Here is a 17,824-nt window from a genome sequence, read left to right as displayed (position 1 = left end):
GATGCGGCTACGCACCGACGACGACATCTACCGGGCCCGCCTGGTCTACCTCGGGCCGCCCGGTTACACCCTTCCGGTCCACCTGCCCTACGCCCAGTACGGGCTCTTCATCCTGCTGGTCCCCCTCTACATGTTCATCCACTGGCTGTTCACGTTGACGGTCGAGCTCTTCCCGGCCTGGGAGATCGCGCTCGCCATCGTGACCACGTCGTTCATCTTCCGGCACGTCGACCCCGACCGGCCGGCGCGGGTGGTCATCCGCACCGCGCTGACCGACTGGCGACGCACTCGGGAGCCGGCGATCGAGCAGCGCGACCCGCGCCTGGTCGGCAGCCGGATCAGGATCCGGGAGGAGCTGGCATGACCGGGCGTACACCGATCGGTCCGTGGCACGACGCGGGTAGGGCCTGTTTCGTAAGGGCGGTAGTGCCGAGTCGGAGTCCGGGCGGCGATCCGGCAATGCGCGGTCTCGTTCGGATACCGGTGCGGCATCCGGGCGAAACCGCAACGCCGCCGGTCGTCGTTCGGGCCCGCCGCAGGCCGGCCAGCCTTCCGCCGGTTTCGAGGGCCGTCGCATGAGTCGCTCGTCCACGCCGGGTCCCCCGGCCGGCCACTCGGCCGTGCCCGCCGGTCACCGTGCGCAATCATTCGACTACGCCGAAGACGAGGACGAGGTAGCGCTCGATCCCGCGCTGGTGACGTCGCCCGGGCACGGTGCGGTGGGTGTGTTCCAGGCACCCCGACCGATCCCCCGTCGGACACCACCCGCGGAGCCCAGTGCGGTCTCGGCCGGCGACAACGCCGACATCGACTCGCCCTTCCTGGACCTGTTCGGCGGGGCACGGCCCAATGCCGCGCGAGCCCTGCCGGCCGGGCCGAGCACCCGGGAGCAGCAGGCGATCCCAGCCCAGCCGCCGACGGCCAGCCCGGCACCGGCCCGCCCGGTTCCCGAACTCGAACCACCATGGACGCCCGACGACAGGCCGCGCAGCGCCCGCCGGCCCGTCGAGCCACGACACGCCGGCGGTCACCCGGCCAGCGAGTCCCGGGTCCCGCACCAGGCCGGCGATCGGCTGCCGATGCTCCGCCCAGCGGACGAGCCCGACCCGACCGTCACCACGCCAGCGGCAAGCACCGGTCCGGTCCGACCACCGGCAAGCACCGGTCCGGTCAGCACCCCCCCGGACAGCCGCTCCGCTGCCGCGCCACTCAGCCGGCCAGCACCCCGGTCCGACCGGCCGACAGCTCAACCGGCCCCGGCCGACCAGCCGGTCAGCACCGGCCGCACGGACCGGCCGGCGCTGGAGGGCACGGGGCGCCGCACCACCGACTCGGACCGACCCGGGGCCTCCGGCACCGAGCCGAGCGGGCGGGAGATCGCCCCGCCCCGGCAGCGCGCCGCCAGCCGTCCGGACCGACCGACCAAGCCCACCCGGGTCCGCGCCCCGAAGATCAAATTCGGGGATCGGGACCCGTCGGTCGAGCTGGCCATCACCGAGATCGCCGGCCACCTGACCTTCACCCCCAACACCGTCACCGCCTGGTATTGGCTGCCCGAGGTCCGCTGGGCATTCCGGCCGGACGCCGAGCGCGAGGCACTGCTGTCGGCCATCTCCGAGCAGTACGCCGGCCTGGCGGGCTTCCGGCTGCACCTGCGCCGCACCACCCGGCCGTTCCCCGCCGACGAGTGGGCACGCACCATCGACGCACATACCCGCGCACCCCTCGCCGACGTCCCCGGCACCACCAGTTGGGCCGATCACCTGGTCGCCGCCCAGCGGCACCTGATGGCTGTCAACCACGCCGAGGGGCAGACCTACCTGGGCGTCACCTTCGCCCGGCGGTCCCTCGGCGACTCGCTCACCGAACGCCTGCTACGCACCTTCGGGCGGGGCACCGCCGAGGGCGAACGCCGCAAGCTGGGGCGCACCGTGGAGCAGTTCGACGAGGTGCTCGGCGCGTTCGGCATGCGCGGCCGTCGGGTCACCGCCCAGGAGTTGGAGTGGCTGCTCTACCGCTCGGTGGCGCTGTGCATGGCACCGCCCGGCACGCTCTCCCCGGTCACCGACGGGCGCTGGGAGCGCGGTGACCTGCTCGCACTTACCGAGCAGGTCGAGCGCTACCGCACCCCGTACGGCTCGACGGTGAAACTCGTCAACCGGATGACCGGCGAGGAACGCCACGTCGCAGTGCTCGCCGTGGGCCGGATGGAGCCACTGGAGATCCCCGAGCGGCACGAGCCCTGGCTGCACTTCCACGAGCGGCTGCCGTGGCCGATGGAGATCTCCACCCGCGTCGACATCCTCGGCTCCGGCGACTCCTTCCGCAATCTCGAGCACCGGCTGCGGATGATCCGCTCGCAGCAACTCGACTACGCCGAGCACGGCATCGACGCACCCCCGGAGCTGGAGCGGCTGGCCAAGCGCGCGCTGGTGATCGGTGACGAGATGACGACCGGTCTGCCGGTCGACTCGGCCCGTGCACACGGCTGGCATCGCATCGCCGTCGGCGGCCGCACCAGGGAAGAGTGCCTGGAGCGCGCCCGCCGACTCATCCAGCTCTACTCCCGGGAGCTGCGCATCTCCCTACAGCACCCGAAAAACCAGGACTGGCTGGCCCGCGAGTTCATCCCCGGCGAGCCGATCGCCAACACCGGCTACGTCCGCCGCATGCCGGTGCCGTTGCTCGCCGCCGCGCTCCCCCAGGCCGCCTCGAACGTGGGCGACCGGCGGGGCGACCTGATCGGCCGGACCGCCGGCACCTGCCGCCGCCCGGTCTTCCTCGACCTGCACTTCCCCATGGAGGTCCGGGAACGCTCCGGGCTCGCGGTCTTCGTCGCCGAACCGGGCGGTGGCAAGTCGACACTGCTCGGCGCACTGGGCTACCTGGCTGCCCGCAGAGGCGTCCAGGTGACCCTGCTCGACCCGTCCGGGCCGCTGGCCCGACTCTGCGCGATGCCCGAGCTGCGACCGTACTCCCGGGTGTTGAACCTGACCGGGTCGGAGCACGGCACGCTGGCGCCCTACTCGCTCATCCCCACACCACTGCGCACCGAGTTCGCCGCCGGCGCCGCCGGCGACCGGGAGTTCGAGATCGCGGTCTCCAACGCCCGAGCCGAGCGGCGGATGCTGGTCCAGGACATCTGCATGATGCTCGTTCCGCCGCAGGTGGCCCGGGAGGCGTCGACCGCCACCCTGTTCCGGCACGCGGTCCGCCAGGTCCCCGCTGAGGAGACGTCCACTCTGGACGACGTGGTGAGCTGCCTCGGCCGCCTCGACGACGACGCCGGCAAGGAGCTGGCCAACCTCCTGCTGGACACCGCCGAGATGCCCCTGGCGATGCTGTTCTTCGGCCGGCCACCGGAGGGGCTGCTCGGCGCCGACGCCGCACTCACCGTGATCACCATGGCCGGGCTGCGGTTGCCCGACCTCAAGATCGAACGGGAGTACTGGTCGGCCGAGGAGTCCCTCGCCCTGCCGATGCTGCACACCGCGCACCGGCTCGCCGTCCGCCGCTGCTACGGCGGGTCGATGTCGTCGCGCAAACTCGTCGGCCTGGACGAGGCGCACTTCATGGAGGGCTGGCGATCCGGGCGGTCGTTCCTGGTCCGGCTCGCCCGGGACTCCCGCAAATGGAACCTCGCCGCGCTGGTCGCCTCGCAGAACCCGCGCGACATCCTCGGCCTCGACGTGCAAAACCTGGTCTCCACCGTCTTCGTCGGCCGGATCGCCGAGGACGCCGAAATCGCCTCCGAAGCGCTGCGGCTGCTGCGGGTGCCGGTCAACGACGGCTACGAAGCCACCCTCGCCTCACTCTCCGCCGCCGACACCAGCTCGTCCAGCCGGCTCGGCTTCCGCGAGTTCGTGATGCGTGACGTCGACGGCCGCGTGCAGAAGGTCCGCGTCGACGTCTCGTACGTCGAAGGGCTGCTGGACCACCTCGACACGACGCCCGCCGCGATCGCCGCGGCGGCCGGAGTGCTGCCAAGCATCCCCCTGCCAGACCTGGAGGCATGACATGGCTAGGGCCTGGGTCAGGGTCCTCGGTCGAGCCGAGACGGAGTCCAGGCGGAGGTTCGGCCGGATTCCGGTGCCGCATCCGACCGAACCTCCAACGCGGCCGGTCGTCGGGCGGGCTCGCCGCAGGCCGGCCGGGGACCGTGCCCCAGGCCCGGGGGCTTGGGCAAGGATCGGGTCGTTCCTGCTCGCCCTCGGCGTACTGGCCGGGGCCGCCCTCACCTGGCCGCTGCTCGGCGGGGGGGCCGCAGCCGCCGCACCGCCTGCCGCCCAGGCCCGCGCTGACCTCTGCACGACCGCCGAATGGCAGGCCGACTTCCGCGCCTGCGTGGCGAAGCTGCAAGCGGTCAGCGAGGACGAGGTCAAGTGCCGCAACGCGCCGACCCCAGGTACGCCGGACTCCGGACTCGCCGGCTGGTTCGCCGCCGCGCCACCGACAGAGGCGGCAAATGGAGTAGCAGGTCGGTACAGCCTCTACGGATACGCGGGCTACAGCTACAACACCTACGACATCGAGGGTGGATGCGCGTCGAGCGTGCTTCATCCGGACTACAAGTTCACCACCACGATCGCGAACGGCGAGTTCATGGCCGCTACGGCCATCATCGGCGCATCGAACGCACTCAGAGAGCGCGCCTGGGATCCCGGTTCGATGTGGGGTTGGGCCGACCCGCTGGTGGAGCAAGCAACCAAGGCCGTATACGAGAAGGTATTCAGCGTCTTCGGGATCGTCACCCTTTGCGTAGTAGGGCTGTACCTCCTCTGGCGCTCCCGCCAGTCGGACATGAGTAACGCAATGACCACTGCGGGTTGGGCTCTGCTGGTTATGGTCGCGGTCACGGCGCTTGCCGCATGGCCAGTCAAATCAGCCAATGTCGCGGACGGTGCACTCGTCACCAGTCTCGGGGTGGTGCATGACGCCGTCGGCCCACAGGCAAAGGAACCGGCGCCCGGGCGATGCATCGACCCTGACCGGTGCAAAGATCTTCGGACGCCTGCCGTCCGAGCCAGCGACACCTCAACCGAGACCATGCTCTATCGAAATTGGCTCCGTGGAGTGTTGGGTTCGGCGGATAGCGAGACCGCCAAGAAGTACGGACCGGCCTTATACGATTCACGTTCCCTGACCTGGGGCGAAGCCCAATCCATGCGCGCCAACCCGGCCACCCGGGAACCCACGATCAAGGCGAAGCAGCAGCAGTGGGCGCGGGTGGCCCAGCAGATCCAGACCGAGGATCCGGAGGCCTACGAGTACCTCCAGGGAGTACGCGACATGGACCGGGTCGGCGCGGGGTTCATCGCCGTGCTGGCCTCGGTGCTCTTCGCCATGTTCGACCTGACCGCGTCGCTGCTGGTCCTGCTGGGCTTCCTGATCTTCCGGTGGGCCGTCATCGCGGCACCCATCCTGGGCACGGTCGGCCTGCTCCGACCGGCCAGCGCCGGGCTGCGGCGCTTGGCGAACGCCGTGGTCGCCGCGGTCTTCAACATCGCCATCTTCGGCACCGGGGCCGCGATCTACCTCTTTGCCGTCGATCTGATCATGAGCACACCCACCCTGCCCGGCTGGCTTCAGGTGGTGCTGGTCTGGCTCTGTGGGGTGGTCGGCTGGCTGTTGCTGCGGCCGTACCGGCGGATCACCCAACTCGGCGGCAAGGACAGCAGCGAGGCGGTCAGCTCGGCCGGCTCCTGGCACCGTCGCTTCTTCCGGGACATGCGGGTCGCGGCGCGGATCGACGTGGTCGAGCCCGGCGGCACGGCCGAGCCGACGGGTGGACGTCGTCGGTCGCTGGACGCCGAGCAGACCCGGCTGCGCCCCGAGGCACGCAGGGAGGATCCGGTGTCGACGCCAACCACTCCGCTGGAGGCCCAGCGTCCCGGCATCGCACGCCCGGACGGTCGGGAGCGCGCCGACGAGGCTACCAGCGAGGAGACCGGCGCCAGGAAAAGTCAAGTCCCGCCCCAGCCTCGGCGCCGGCAGCCGGCGACCTGGACCGAACCGGATGTGCCGGCCGAGAACCCGTCGTTCGTGGTCTACCGGCCAGGCTCCACGGAGCGTGCGCCAGACCGCGCCGGACCGCGGGTGCGTTCAGAGGCCCGGTGACGGCGATGCGACGGGCCCTGGAGTTCCTCTTCACCCGGGCGCTACGGTCCCGACTGGGGGTGGCGCTGGTGATCGCAGTGCTCATCTTCGGTGTGATAGGGGCTGCCCGCCTGGTCTCGGGTCCGCCCGATCCGGCGGACGGCCTGAGTAACCGGCCGGAGCGGCCGATCACCACCGTGGACCCGACGGCCGGTGACGACGGGGTGACGTCCACCGAGGCTCCGCCGTCGCCGAGCACTCCGGCGGGCGCCCGCACACCCGAGCAGACCGCCGACCGGTTCGCCAAGGCCTGGCTCGGCAGTCCCGGTATGGTCGCCGACCAGTGGCAGGCCGGCTTGCGGCCGTTGTCGACGCCGGCGCTGACCGAGAAGCTGTCCGGCGTCGAGCCGGGCGGAGTTCCGGCCGAGAAGGTCACCGGGCCACCGGACGTGCGGGCACGCACCGAGACGTTCGTCGAGGTGTTGCTGCCGCTGGACAGCGGTCGGCTCCGGCTTGAGATGGTCGCCGCGAAGGACGGCTGGTTGGTCGACGTGGTGGATTGGGAGCGGCTATGAGCGTCGCCGGGGGCGCGGCCCCCCTTCGCCGGCCACTGCGCATCGGAGTGATCGCCACGATGGTCACAGGGGTGCTGCTCCTGCTCTGCTGCACCGGCGGCACCGCGGCGTTCTTCCTCAGTGGGCTTGGTGGCGACGCGGAGAGCGGGGACACCTTGGCCGGTTGGGGGTGTGGTCCGGTCCGCCCGGTGGACATCGCCGGCGAGTTGCCGAGGTTCACCGAGTACGGCGACGCACAGGTCCGCAACGCCGCGATCATCATCAAGGTCGGCCAGGATCTGGGGGTGCCCACGCGAGGGTGGGTGATCGCCCTGGCCACCGCGATGCAGGAGTCCGCCCTGCGCAACCTGGCGAACAGCGACGTTCCGGCCTCGCTGGCACTGCCGCACGAGGGCGTCGGGGCCGACCACGACTCGCTGGGCCTTTTTCAGCAGCGGCCGGGGTGGGGCTCCGTCGCCGAGCGGATGACGCCCGCGTACACGGCTCGCAAGTTCTACGAGAAGCTCGTCAAGGTGCGGAGTTGGCAACGCCGGCCGCTGACAGTGGTGGCGCAGCAGGTACAGATCAGCGCCTATCCGGACGCGTACGCCAAGCACGAGGAGTTGGCCAGCAAGCTCGTCGACGCCCTGGCCGGTGGGGCAGCCCGCACCGTCGAGATCAATGGCAAGGCGGTGTGCAACGCGGCCGAGCGCGGCGAGATTGCCGCCTCCGGTTGGACCGCACCGATCCCTGGCGATGTCGGTTCCGGATTCCGGACCGCCGACCGCCCCAGCCACAACGGGGTCGACATCGGGGCGGCCAAGGGCACTGAGATCCGAGCCGCGGCGGCCGGGCGGGTGCTGGTGGCCCGTTGCGATCCGGACAAGGGTGGACGGCGGACCTGCGACGTGGACGGGTACCCCGGCAAGGGTGGCTGCGGGTGGTTCGTCGACCTGCTCCATTCTGGCGGCATCATCACCAGGTACTGCCACATGGTGGTCCGCCCCAGGGTCGCGCCGGACCAGATCGTGCCGGCCGGCGAGGTCATCGGGCAGGTCGGTAGCAGCGGGAACTCCTCGGGCCCACACCTGCACTTCGAGGTGCACCTGCGCGGTGACCGGTCCAGCCGCGGTGCCATCGATCCGATCCCGTTCATGCGCGAGCGGGGTGCCCCGCTGCGCGCCGCCGAGTGAGGCCACCGCGGGCATGACCGGACCGCTCCCGGACCCGTTCGCCGACCAGCCCGACTGGGCGCCCCGGCCACCCCGCCCACTGGCTGTCGTGCCCGCCACCGAACGGGTGGAGCTGCGAGGGCGACGAGTGCTTGTCGGTCTGCCGGGGTTGGGCTGGCGGGGAGACCTCCGCGCGGACGACCGGGTGGTGCAGAGCGCCCGGACCTACGTGCCCGTGATCCCCGAGCACGAGTGGTACCGAGCCGAGGCCGACCAGGTCGAGGTCTTCGCGCCGCTGGTGCCGGTGGAACGGGTCTGGGTGGAAACTGTTGGCAGTCGGCCGGAGTCCGAGGCTCCCCGCGAAACCGGCATCCGATTGGTCTCGCTGGACGGCCCCGCGCACCGGACCCCGACACCCGTCTTCGAGGCCGACGCCCTCACCGGCCGTCGGGTGGTGCACGTCGAGGGCGGTCTGGAGCATCGCGACCTGCGAGCGGTCACCGAAACCTACTCCGGTGCCGAGGGGGACATCTGCGTCCGGATCACGCCGGAGGCGGAGTGGTACCGCTGGGCCTGGCGCGGCCAGTCACCCAGCACGTTGGAGGTTCCAGTCCATCTGCTGTGGATCGAATGAAATCAGCTGATCCTTGCGCCGAGGCAGACGCGCCAGCCCTCGCTGTCCCTTAGATCGAACCGCCAAGTGTCTGCCAAGCTTTGATGAACCCCGTCGACCGAGGCGCTTCGCCGTATAACGGCGGTAACCGATGCGTTGACAGCGGTGGTCTTTGAAACGACGACGTTTTCGATATTGATCGAGAACGAGACGGCTAGCTCCCGCTCTCGTTGGGCGACTTGGGCGGCAAACGCGTCAACCGCTGGGACCCCGTCGTCGCAGGTGAACAACTTTGCCCTGTTCGTATCCCGAGAGACAAGTGCTGCCTGAAGGTAGTTGACCACCACCACGTCGGGCGCGCTGCGGTCCGGGGCGGACGCGCGGTGGTACAGCACAAGGCCGGTGGCGAGGCCGCCGAGGCAGAGCAGCGCGAGCACCCCGGCGACGACCGTGAGCACCGTGCGCATTCGGCGGCGCGGCGGCTGCGACTCCGGCAGCCCCGGCGCGGGCGGCAGTTGCTCGGGTGGTGTCCGCTGGGCCGGTACGCGGGAGACCTGGGAACCGGCGGGGGGCTGCACTGATTCCACCTCCTGACGTTATCGGCTGGACGGCCCGGAGCCAATGCCTCAGATCCAGCGGATCGTGACGGACCCCTACCCATCGGTGAGATCCACGACATCGCCGGCGCAGCGCCGTGGCACCTCCCGGATGAGCGGCCTCGACTGGGATACCGTCTCTGCTCGGGGAGGGGTTGCCAACCTCGGGCAGAGGGGGTGGACGCGGTGGCCGGTCCGAAGTCACGCACGAACCGCGCCGCGGCTCTGCATCGCCGGGCGGCGGCCGTCGCGACCGCTGCCGCCGGGATTCTGGACGAGACGCGGCCGGCTCCTGCCGACCAGCGCCGCCAGTACGAGCTGGCCGATCGTCTGCGGGCGGCCGCCGCACGGTTGGCCCCGGGTTGGTCGGGCGCCGCGTTGGATTCCCTCACCGTGGACTCGCCGGCGGGTGACGGCCCGCCGCCGTTCGTCCGGGTCGGCACGGCGGCGCCGTTGGACGACGCCCGTTTTCCCGCGTTGGTGCCACTTGTCGGCACGGGTCACCTGAGCGTGGACGCGGACGCTCGGGAGCCACGGGTGGCCGGGTTGCTCCGGGCCGTACTCCTGCGGTTGTTGGCGGCGACGCCGGCGGGCGCGTTGCTGATTCGCTCGGTGGATGCCACGGGTGGGGCGCTGGCCCCGTTCGGAGCGCTCGCTGATGCTGGCCTGCTGCCGCCGCCGGCGGTGGACGTGGCGGGTCTGCGTGCGGTGCTGACGGAGGCGGAGCAGTGGGTCACTCCGGGGGCGAGTGGGCGACGCCGCCACGACCGCACGCTGTTGCTCGTGTTCGCCGCTCTGCCGGAGTCGACCGGCCCGACCGATCTGGCGCGGATCGAGGCGCTGGCCGAGCAGGGGCCTGCTGCCGGCCTGCACCTGATGGTGGCCGGCTGGCCTCCGGCCGGTCCGCACGCGGTTCGGGCACCGCTGCCGCACAGCACACCGCTGGCGCTGCGCAACTCGTACGCGCTGCTCGGTGACCCACCGACGGCGTCCTTCGCCAGCCCCGGGGCGGATCCGCCGGGCGGGTTGAACTCACCGGTCTTCGTGGAGTCGGACCCGCCGGCTGATCTGGTCGACGGGGTCTGTCGGCGGCTTGCCGAGCAGGTGGAAGCCGGCTCACGGTTGGGGTTGGCGGCTCTGCTGCCGGCGACGGGTGACCGGCTGTGGGAGTCGGATTCCACGGACGGGCTGACCACCACGGTTGGTGACGCCGGCGGGCGGTCGGTGCCGCTGGGCTTCACCGAGCTGACCCCGCACTGGCTGGTCAGTGGGCGGTCCGCGGCGGGTCGCGCGGCGTTCCTGACCACCGCGATGCTTGGCCTCGCCGCCCGCTACGGCCCGGACGAGCTGGTGCTCTACCTGGTGGATCTCGGCGACGGTGAGTCGTTCGTGGAGTTTCTGCAGACCGAGCGGGACCGGTCGTGGATTCCGCAGGTGCGTGCGGCGGCGATGGCCGCCGATCGGGAGTACGTGCGGGACCTGCTCGACGAGTTGACGGCCGAGGTGCAGCGTAGGGCGGAGGCTGGGGCGCGGGCCGGCGGCCAACGCTTCGCCGAGTTGCGTCAGCATCAGCCGCTGCCCCGGATCGTGTGCGTGTTGGATAATGTGCCGTTGCTCTTCGCCGAACGGGACCGGCTGGCCGCCGAGGTGGCCGCCCAGTTGGACGGGCTGGCTCGGGCCGGGCGGGCGTACGGCGTGCACCTGGTGTTGGCCGGTGCGGGTGAGCTGGGGTTGAGTGGCCGCGCGGAGAAGGGGCATCGGGATTCGGTGCTCGGGCAGTTTCCGGTGCGGGTGGCGCTGCCGGGCGGCAGTCCGGTGCTGGAGCCGACGAACGACTCGGCCGCGGGCCTGCCGGTGGGCAGTGCGGTGGTGAACACTGCGGGCGGGCTCGGTGGCCCCCGGGGCGCGATCCGAGGTCACGAACGACTGATCCGGCACCCCGATCCGCAGGATCATCCGGAGGTGGTGGAGGAGCTTCGGCACGAGCTGTGGGAGGCCCGGCCGGCCGGGTCCGTGCCGCCGGTTGTCTTCGCCGGGTACGCCCGCCCTCTGCTCGGCAACGATCCGCGGCACCGGGCGGCGTTGGCGGGGCAGTCGCACGGGCCGGCCGCCCTGCTGGGCCGCGCTGTGGATGTGGCCCGCTCGACTGTCGCCGTACCGTTGGGTCCGGCCGCGGGCCGCAACCTCGCGGTGCTCGGATCGGGTGCGGCGGCGGGCGGGCTGTTGGCGACGGCAGCCCGCAGCACCGCGGACCACCATGCGCCGGGCACCGCCCGTTTCCTGGTGGCGGCACCGGACCCGGGCGCCCGAGCGTTGGCGGAAGCGCTGACGGCGGAGCTGGCGACCCGGCATTCGGCCAAGCTGGTGGATGTGCCGACGCTGGTCGCGGATCCGGCCGACGACCTGCCGACATATCTGGTGGTCTTCGGTCTTGACCGGCCGGGCCCACGGGAGTTGCCGGTGGACCGGCTTCGTGCGCTGCTGCGGGACGGGCCGCCGGCGGGCCGGCACCTGCTGGGTTGGTGGCGTGCGGTGCCGCCGTTCGCCGCACTGCTCGACCCAGCCGGCGAGGTCGACAAGCTGGCCGCCGTGGTCGTGCTGGACGTGCCGGTCGCGCAGCTCACCGCGGTCTTCGGGCGGGCTGTGGAGTGGCGGGGCCGACCCGACCGGGCGGTGCTCTGGGACGGTCCGGACGAACGGGGCACGGTCCTTGTGCCGTTCGCCGACGAGGCCGGGTGATCCGGTGGCGCGGGCAGGGGGTGTCGAGATGGGTCCGAAGGCGACGGTGACCGGGCCGGGGCGGCAGCGGGTCCCCGCATCGAACGAGAGCGCCACGCAGGCGACGGTCGAGCCCAGCTCGGCCTGGGCGGAGTACCTGGCCGCGGCCCGCCAGCTGGACGGGGTACGCCGCGGCGCGGCTGCCGCCGCCGGTGAGCAGGCCCGGTCGGCGGACACTGCCCGGGAGGAGTTGACGGTGCTCCGTACCGGATTGGCGAGCCAGCAGGAACGGCTGCGCGAGCTGGGCGTACCAGCGATCTCCCTGGTGCCGTCGCCACCGGAGCTGAGCGAGGCCTCCCGGTCGATGGCGGGCGGCCCGGCTGCCGTGCTGGCGGCGCTGCGGGCCGCGCGGGGCCGGGCCGAGGCGGCGGACGCTGCCCTGGCCGCGCGACGCCGGTTCCGACCGGCGTCCTGGCCCGCGCGAATACGCAACCTGCTGGTGTACGGGCCGTTGGCGCTGGTGGTGCCGCTGATCCAGATTGCGGTGTACGCGGCTACGGGAGTGGGAGCGGCAAGTGTGGCCGCGTTGATCTGTGGGTTGCCGATGCCGGCCGTCGCGTTCGTCGCCGGTTGGGTGGGCATCGGGCGGTTGTTCCGGGTGAGCCCCGCCGAGCGACTGGACCGGACTGTGCGCTTCGGCGCGCTGGTGTGCCTGGTGCCGGCGGTGCTGGTAACTGCCGGCCTGCTACTGGCCCTGCTCGCCGGCTGATCCGCCGGCCGCCGGGAACGGACCGGGACGACCGCCCGGCCCGCCGGGGACGACGCATCCGCCGGGGACGGGCCGGAACGGAGCGGCCGGCCGTCCCGCGAGGGTCGGCCGGCCGTCGTGCATCGGAACGTCAGCGGGGGATGATCAACGCCATCGCCTCGGCACGTGACTTGGAGTCCGTCTGTAGGATGCCGCGTACCGCCGACGTGATGGTCTTGGCGCCGGATTTCTGGATGCCGCGCATCGCCATGCACATGTGCTCGCACTCGAGCACGACGACGACGCCGCGTGGGGCGAGTTTGTCCATCAGCAGGTCGGCGACCTGCGAGGTGAGCCGTTCCTGCACCTGGGGTCGGCGGGCGAAGACCTCGACCAGCCGGGCCAGCTTGGACAGGCCGGTGATCCGCCCGTCCGGGCCGGGGATGTAGCCGATGTGCGCGCTGCCGCGGAACGGCAGCAGGTGGTGCTCGCAGAGACTCATCACGTCGATGTCCCGGACGATCACCAGCTCTTCGTGGTTGGCCTCGAAGGTGGTGCTGAGCACCTGGGCCGGGTCGACGCGCAGGCCGGCGAAGAGTTCCGCGTACGCGCGGGCGACCCGGGCCGGGGTCTGCTGAAGCCCGTCACGGTCCGGATCCTCGCCGACGGCGATCAGGATCTCGCGGACGGCCTTCTCGATCCGGCCCAGGTCGACGGCGTCCTCGACGGGGCGGCCGGTCAGCTTGCCGCTGATCAGCCGGGCTGCGACGTAGTCCAGCTCGTCGTCACCGTCGGGTTCGGTCGCGGAGACGGCCAGCTCCCGGTGTGGGGAGCTGGCCGTCAGGTCGTTGCTCAGTGCGTGCCGTCCGAGTTGTTGGACGGCGCCACGCCACCGACCGACGCCTGCGCGCCGTCGGCCTGGGCCTGCGCCTTGAGCTTGTCCTTCTCCCCGGGGGTGAGCACTGGCGGCTCGGTGGAGGGCTGGCGCTTACCGAAGCCGTTGTAGGGTGCCAGCGGCGGGCGCTTGACCACCCGGGAGCAGATTCGCGCCATGTCGGCGGTGGAGAGGGTTTCCTTCTCCATCAGCTCGAGCACGATGTTGTCCAGGACGTCCCGGTATTCCACCAGGATCTCCCAGGCCTCGTCGTGCGCCAGCTCGACGAGTGCCCGCATCTCGCCGTCGATCTCGGCGGCCACCGAGTCCGAGTAGTCCCGCTCGTGGCCCATGTTGCGGCCGAGGAACGGCTCGTCCCCGCTGGTGCCGTACTTGATCGCGCCGAGCTTGGAACTCATGCCGTACTGGGTGATCATCGCGCGGGCCAGTTGGGTGGCCTTCTCGATGTCGTTGCCGGCACCGGTGGTGGGCTCGTGGAAGACCAACTCCTCGGCGGCGCGACCGCCCAGCGCGTACGCCAGGGTGTCGATCATCTCGGCGCGGGTCTGGGTGTACTTGTCTTCGGTCGGAAGCACCAGGGTGTGGCCCAGCGAGCGACCACGGGACAGGATCGTCACCTTGTGCACCGGCGCGGCGTGCGGCAGCGCCCAGGCGACGAGCGCGTGGCCACCCTCGTGGTACGCGGTGATCTTCTTTTCGTTGTCGCTCATGACGCGGGTCCGTCGCTGCGGACCGGCGACCACCCGGTCGATCGACTCTTCCAACGAGTCGTTGGAGATCGCGCGCTGCTCCTTGCGAGCGGTGAGCAGGGCCGACTCGTTGATCACGTTGGCCAGGTCGGCGCCGCTGAAGCCCGGCGTGCGACGGGCCACCGCGTCGAGGTCGACGTCGGGCGTGAACGGCTTGCCCTTGGCGTGCACCCGCAGGATGGCCTTGCGGCCCTCCATGTCGGGGGCGTCCACCGGGATCTGCCGGTCGAACCGGCCCGGGCGCAGCAGCGCCGGGTCGAGGATGTCCGGCCGGTTGGTGGCCGCGATCAGGATGACCCCGCCCTTGGTGTCGAAGCCGTCCATCTCGACGAGCAGTTGGTTGAGCGTCTGCTCCCGCTCGTCGTGACCGCCACCCATGCCGGCGCCACGGTGCCGGCCGACGGCGTCGATCTCGTCGACGAAGACGATCGCCGGGGCGTTGGTCTTGGCCTGCTCGAACAGGTCACGGACCCGGCTGGCGCCGACGCCCACGAACATCTCCACGAAGTCGGAGCCGGAGATGGAGTAGAAAGGCACCCCGGCCTCGCCGGCTACCGCGCGGGCCAGCAGCGTCTTGCCGGTGCCGGGCGGGCCGAACAGCAGCACACCCTTCGGGATCTTGGCGCCGAGGGCCTGGTACTTGGCCGGGTTCTGGAGGAAGTCCTTGATCTCGTACAGCTCCTCGACGGCCTCCTCGGCACCCGCGACGTCCGCGAAGGTCGTCTTCGGAGTGTCCTTGGTGATCATCTTCGCCTTGGACTTGCCGAAGTTGAGCACCCGGGAGCCGCCGCCCTGCATCTGCGACATGAAGAACAGCAGCAGGAGGACGAGCAACGCGATCGGCAGCAGGTTGACCAGCAGGCTCACCCAGATGCTGTCCGAGGAGACCTTGGTGTCGGCCGGCCCGGTGACGCGGTTGGCCGCCTTGGCGTCCAGCACCTCGTTCCAGACCTCGTCGCCGACCTGGTACGGGAATTGAGCCTCGATCTTGTTGGTCTCGGTCTTGCCGAACTTGGTCTTCTGGGCCAGGTCCAGTTGGAGCGTCTGCTCCTTGTCCTGGAAGACCACCTTGTTGATCTTGGCGGTGTGGAGCTGATCGAGCGCAACGGAAGTGTCCACGCGGTGGTAGCTGGGACCAGCGGTGAACAGCTGACTGAGCACAACTGCGCCGAGGATGACCAGGATGATCCAGACCACCGGTCGGCGGAAGAAACGCGTACGTTCCATACTGTTGTCGAGCGCCGGAGCGCCCGCATCCTCCTGATCGACGTCCTGACCATCTGATTGGTGTCGCCGCGGTGAGCGGCGGCCGGAGCTGCCATGCGGGGCGGCCTCGACCCCCGAGGCGCGAAAACTGCCGCGCCTCGGTCATTCGACGGTACACCGTGTACGCGAGGAGCGAGCTCGCGAGCCCCGCACTCGGCGCACCTTTGATATCGATGGCACGCACCGTGGGCAGGCCCACCAGCCCCGCGACCCGCGTACGGCGGGTCCGGCTGGAACCGGCGTGGCGGGGAGTCCGACCCGGCCACCTGACGGCCCGGTCAAGCGGGCCGAGAGGGGTCGGCGCGGAGTAACCTCCGGGCCACCGGGTCCACGGTAGTCGCAAGAGCTGAGAGCGCGCTGAACGTCGGCTTGATGGATGCCGATGCGAGTCGACCTCACGCCCCCCGGGGGCCGCCCGGGTTGGTCGCGCGGACGTCAGGAGCGGGCGTAGACCTCGGGCTTGAGCACCCCGACGTAGGGCAGCTCCCGGTAGCGCTCACCGAAGTCCAGGCCGTAGCCGACGACGAATTCGGTGGGGATGTCGAAGCCGACATACTTGACCGGGACCGGCACCTTGACCGCGTCGGGCTTGCGGAACAGCGCGACGACCTCGACGCTCGCCGCGGAGCGGGACTCCAGGTAGCGCAGCAGCCAGGAGAGCGTGAGCCCGGAGTCGACGATGTCCTCGACGACCACCACGTGTCGACCGGCGATGTCCCGGTCCAGGTCCTTGAGGATGCGGACCACCCCGGACGAGGTGGTGCCCTGTCCGTACGAGGAGATGGCCATGAAGTCGAGCTCGGCCGGGGGGCCGTTGCGGCCCAGCGCCCGGGCGAAGTCCGCCATGAACATCACCGCGCCCTTGAGTACGCACACCAGCAGCAGGCCGTCAGTCACGTGGGAGTAGTCGGCGGAGACCTGCTTGGCCAGCTCCGCCGTCTTCTCGCGGATCTGCGCCTCCGAGATGATTACGTGGTCGATGTCGGCGTCGTACCAGGAGCCGTCAGCCATGACTCCTAGCCTGCCGTACGTCGGATGGCCTCCGTCGGCGGGGCCGCACCTTTTGGCGCGGTCCCGCCCGGGATTTTTTGGGCAAATAATGCTAATCGCATCAGTTGGTGCGTGACCGCCAGCGGCGACCGCCGTCGCTGGGCTTCCAGTCGGCCGAGTCGTGACTGTCGGCGGTGAGGCCGGCCGCCGAGGCGGCGACGAGCAGGACAAGGAACAGGAGGAAGAACAAGAACTCCATGGCGGCGCTCGCTTTCGCATGATTGCTGTCGGTTTCGCCGCCGGTGCGCACCGGACTGACACCAGTCTCCGACCACTGGCCCCGATCGGACAGTGGCAGCGATGCCATTGAGCATCGATTTACTGCCACCACTGGGGTTACCCTCGTCACATGCTCCGGTCCGTTGCCGTTCTCGCCCTCGACCAGGTCGCCCCCTTCGAGCTCGGCGTGCTCGCCGAGGTGTTCGGCACCGACCGGACCGCCGACGGTTTTCCCGGCTACCGCTTCCAGGTGTGCAGCCCGGACGGCGCTCCGGTGCGTACCTCGTCCGGCTTCCACCTCACCCCGCACGCCGACCTCGGCCCGGTCGACGAGGCCGACCTGGTGGCCGTCCCCGCGCACAGCCAGGGCACCAGCGTCCCCAGCCCGGTGCTCGACGCGCTACGGCGGGCCGACGCCCGCGGCGCGCACCTGTTCAGCGTCTGCTCCGGGGCCTTCCTGCTCGGCGAGGCCGGGCTGCTCGACGACCGGGAGTGCACGACCCACTGGCGGTACGTGGACGAGCTGCAACGCCGGCACCCACGCGCCCGGGTGCGCTGCAACTCGCTCTACGTCCAGGACGGCCGGCTGCTCACCAGCGCCGGCACGGCCGCCGGCATCGACGCCTGCCTGCACCTGATCCGCCAGGAGCACGGCTCGGCCACCGCGACCCGGCTGGCCCGGCGGATGGTGGTCCCGCCGCACCGCGACGGCGGCCAGTCCCAGTACGTCGAGGCGCCCATCCCGAAGGCGCCCGAGGCACCCACCCTGGAGCCGGTGCTGGAGTGGCTGATGGGGCACCTGGACCGGACGACCACCGTGGAGGAGTTGGCCGCCCGCGCCGGCATGGCACCACGCACGTTCGCCCGCCGGTTCCGCGCCGAGACCGGCACCACCCCACACGACTGGCTCACCAACCAACGGGTGCTGCTCGCCCGGCGGCTGCTCGAAGAGACGCCGTTGAGCGTGGAGGCCGTCGCCGACCAGTCCGGCTTCGGCGACGCCGCGGCGCTACGCCACCACTTCACCCGCCGCGTTGGCGCCACCCCACACAGCTACCGGACCACGTTCCGGGACCGGGAGCACAGCGGCTGAGGCCCTCGGCACCGGCCGTACCGCCGGATGACCCGGGCCGGCGGCCGACCCATGC

At 71.1% G+C, this 17,824-nt stretch carries 14 protein-coding genes; 9 read left to right on the top strand and 5 right to left on the bottom strand.

All coding sequences use genetic code 11. The features are described 5' to 3' along the window. The first annotated feature begins 1 nt into the window (after nt 1). The 6 genes from AB0A95_RS06465 (at nt 2) to AB0A95_RS06440 (ending at nt 8,456) form a co-directional block, all read left to right on the top strand. Nucleotides 2-364 carry a hypothetical protein gene (locus AB0A95_RS06465; RefSeq protein ID WP_328369389.1) on the top strand — a complete coding sequence of 121 codons (363 nt, stop codon included), beginning with the start codon at nt 2-4 and terminating at the stop codon, nt 362-364. Between the two features lie 211 nt (nt 365-575). Then, nucleotides 576-4,016, top strand: a complete 3,441-nt coding sequence (locus AB0A95_RS06460; protein ID WP_357554612.1) for an ATP-binding protein — start codon at nt 576-578, stop codon at nt 4,014-4,016. Nucleotides 4,017-4,188: 172 nt separating this feature from the next. Then, complete coding sequence (locus AB0A95_RS06455) at nt 4,189-6,117, top strand: MFS transporter (protein ID WP_357554745.1); 1,929 nt, start codon at nt 4,189-4,191, stop codon at nt 6,115-6,117. After that, entirely contained in the window at nt 6,114-6,671 is a 558-nt protein-coding gene (locus AB0A95_RS06450; protein ID WP_357554611.1) for a hypothetical protein, read from the top strand. Before AB0A95_RS06455 ends, AB0A95_RS06450 begins: the two co-directional genes overlap by 4 nt. Next, a complete protein-coding gene (locus AB0A95_RS06445; protein WP_357554610.1) occupies nt 6,668-7,843 on the top strand; it encodes a M23 family metallopeptidase in 1,176 nt (391 codons plus the stop codon). The genes AB0A95_RS06450 and AB0A95_RS06445 overlap by 4 nt, the downstream gene beginning before the upstream one ends. Nucleotides 7,844-7,856: 13 nt before the next feature. Next, entirely contained in the window at nt 7,857-8,456 is a 600-nt protein-coding gene (locus AB0A95_RS06440) for a hypothetical protein (protein WP_357554609.1), read from the top strand. Between the two features lie 2 nt (nt 8,457-8,458). On the opposite strand, the gene AB0A95_RS06435 is transcribed toward AB0A95_RS06440, so the two are convergent. Then, nucleotides 8,459-9,013: a hypothetical protein gene (locus AB0A95_RS06435; RefSeq protein ID WP_357554744.1), complete on the bottom strand. Its 555-nt coding sequence runs from the start codon at nt 9,011-9,013 to the stop codon at nt 8,459-8,461. A 195-nt stretch (nt 9,014-9,208) separates the two neighbouring features. Here AB0A95_RS06435 and AB0A95_RS06430 point away from each other — a divergent pair, with 195 nt between their 5' ends. Both AB0A95_RS06430 and AB0A95_RS06425 read left to right on the top strand, forming a co-directional pair. Then, nucleotides 9,209-11,770 carry an FtsK/SpoIIIE domain-containing protein gene (locus AB0A95_RS06430; protein WP_357554608.1) on the top strand — a complete coding sequence of 854 codons (2,562 nt, stop codon included), beginning with the start codon at nt 9,209-9,211 and terminating at the stop codon, nt 11,768-11,770. Between the two features lie 28 nt (nt 11,771-11,798). Next, the gene (locus AB0A95_RS06425) at nt 11,799-12,518 is read left to right on the top strand and encodes a hypothetical protein (RefSeq protein ID WP_357554607.1); all 720 of its coding nucleotides are present in this window, start codon (nt 11,799-11,801) and stop codon (nt 12,516-12,518) included. 130 nt (nt 12,519-12,648) lie between these two features. Here AB0A95_RS06425 and folE read toward each other — a convergent pair whose 3' ends face one another. The 4 genes from folE to AB0A95_RS06405 form a co-directional block, all read right to left on the bottom strand. Further along, nucleotides 12,649-13,314: a GTP cyclohydrolase I FolE gene (gene folE / locus AB0A95_RS06420; protein WP_357554743.1), complete on the bottom strand. Its 666-nt coding sequence runs from the start codon at nt 13,312-13,314 to the stop codon at nt 12,649-12,651. 35 nt (nt 13,315-13,349) lie between these two features. Then, nucleotides 13,350-15,368: an ATP-dependent zinc metalloprotease FtsH gene (gene ftsH / locus AB0A95_RS06415; protein ID WP_357554606.1), complete on the bottom strand. Its 2,019-nt coding sequence runs from the start codon at nt 15,366-15,368 to the stop codon at nt 13,350-13,352. A 474-nt stretch (nt 15,369-15,842) separates the two neighbouring features. Further along, nucleotides 15,843-16,418 carry a hypoxanthine phosphoribosyltransferase gene (hpt, locus tag AB0A95_RS06410; RefSeq protein ID WP_179781302.1) on the bottom strand — a complete coding sequence of 192 codons (576 nt, stop codon included), beginning with the start codon at nt 16,416-16,418 and terminating at the stop codon, nt 15,843-15,845. Nucleotides 16,419-16,518: 100 nt separating this feature from the next. Beyond that, complete coding sequence (locus tag AB0A95_RS06405) at nt 16,519-16,656, bottom strand: hypothetical protein (RefSeq protein WP_357554605.1); 138 nt, start codon at nt 16,654-16,656, stop codon at nt 16,519-16,521. Nucleotides 16,657-16,806: 150 nt separating this feature from the next. On the opposite strand from AB0A95_RS06405, the gene AB0A95_RS06400 reads away from it, so the two are divergent. Continuing rightward, nucleotides 16,807-17,769 (top strand): helix-turn-helix domain-containing protein, encoded by a 963-nt coding sequence (locus AB0A95_RS06400; RefSeq protein ID WP_357554604.1) that lies wholly within the window; start codon nt 16,807-16,809, stop codon nt 17,767-17,769. The last annotated feature ends 55 nt before the right edge of the window (nt 17,770-17,824 follow it).

This window comes from Micromonospora sp. NPDC049230, assembly GCF_040647875.1.
In the GTDB taxonomy this organism is placed as follows: domain Bacteria; phylum Actinomycetota; class Actinomycetes; order Mycobacteriales; family Micromonosporaceae; genus Micromonospora.
The sequence above is the reverse complement of the archived record's forward strand: the minus strand, read 5'-3'. Positions and strand labels throughout refer to the sequence as shown.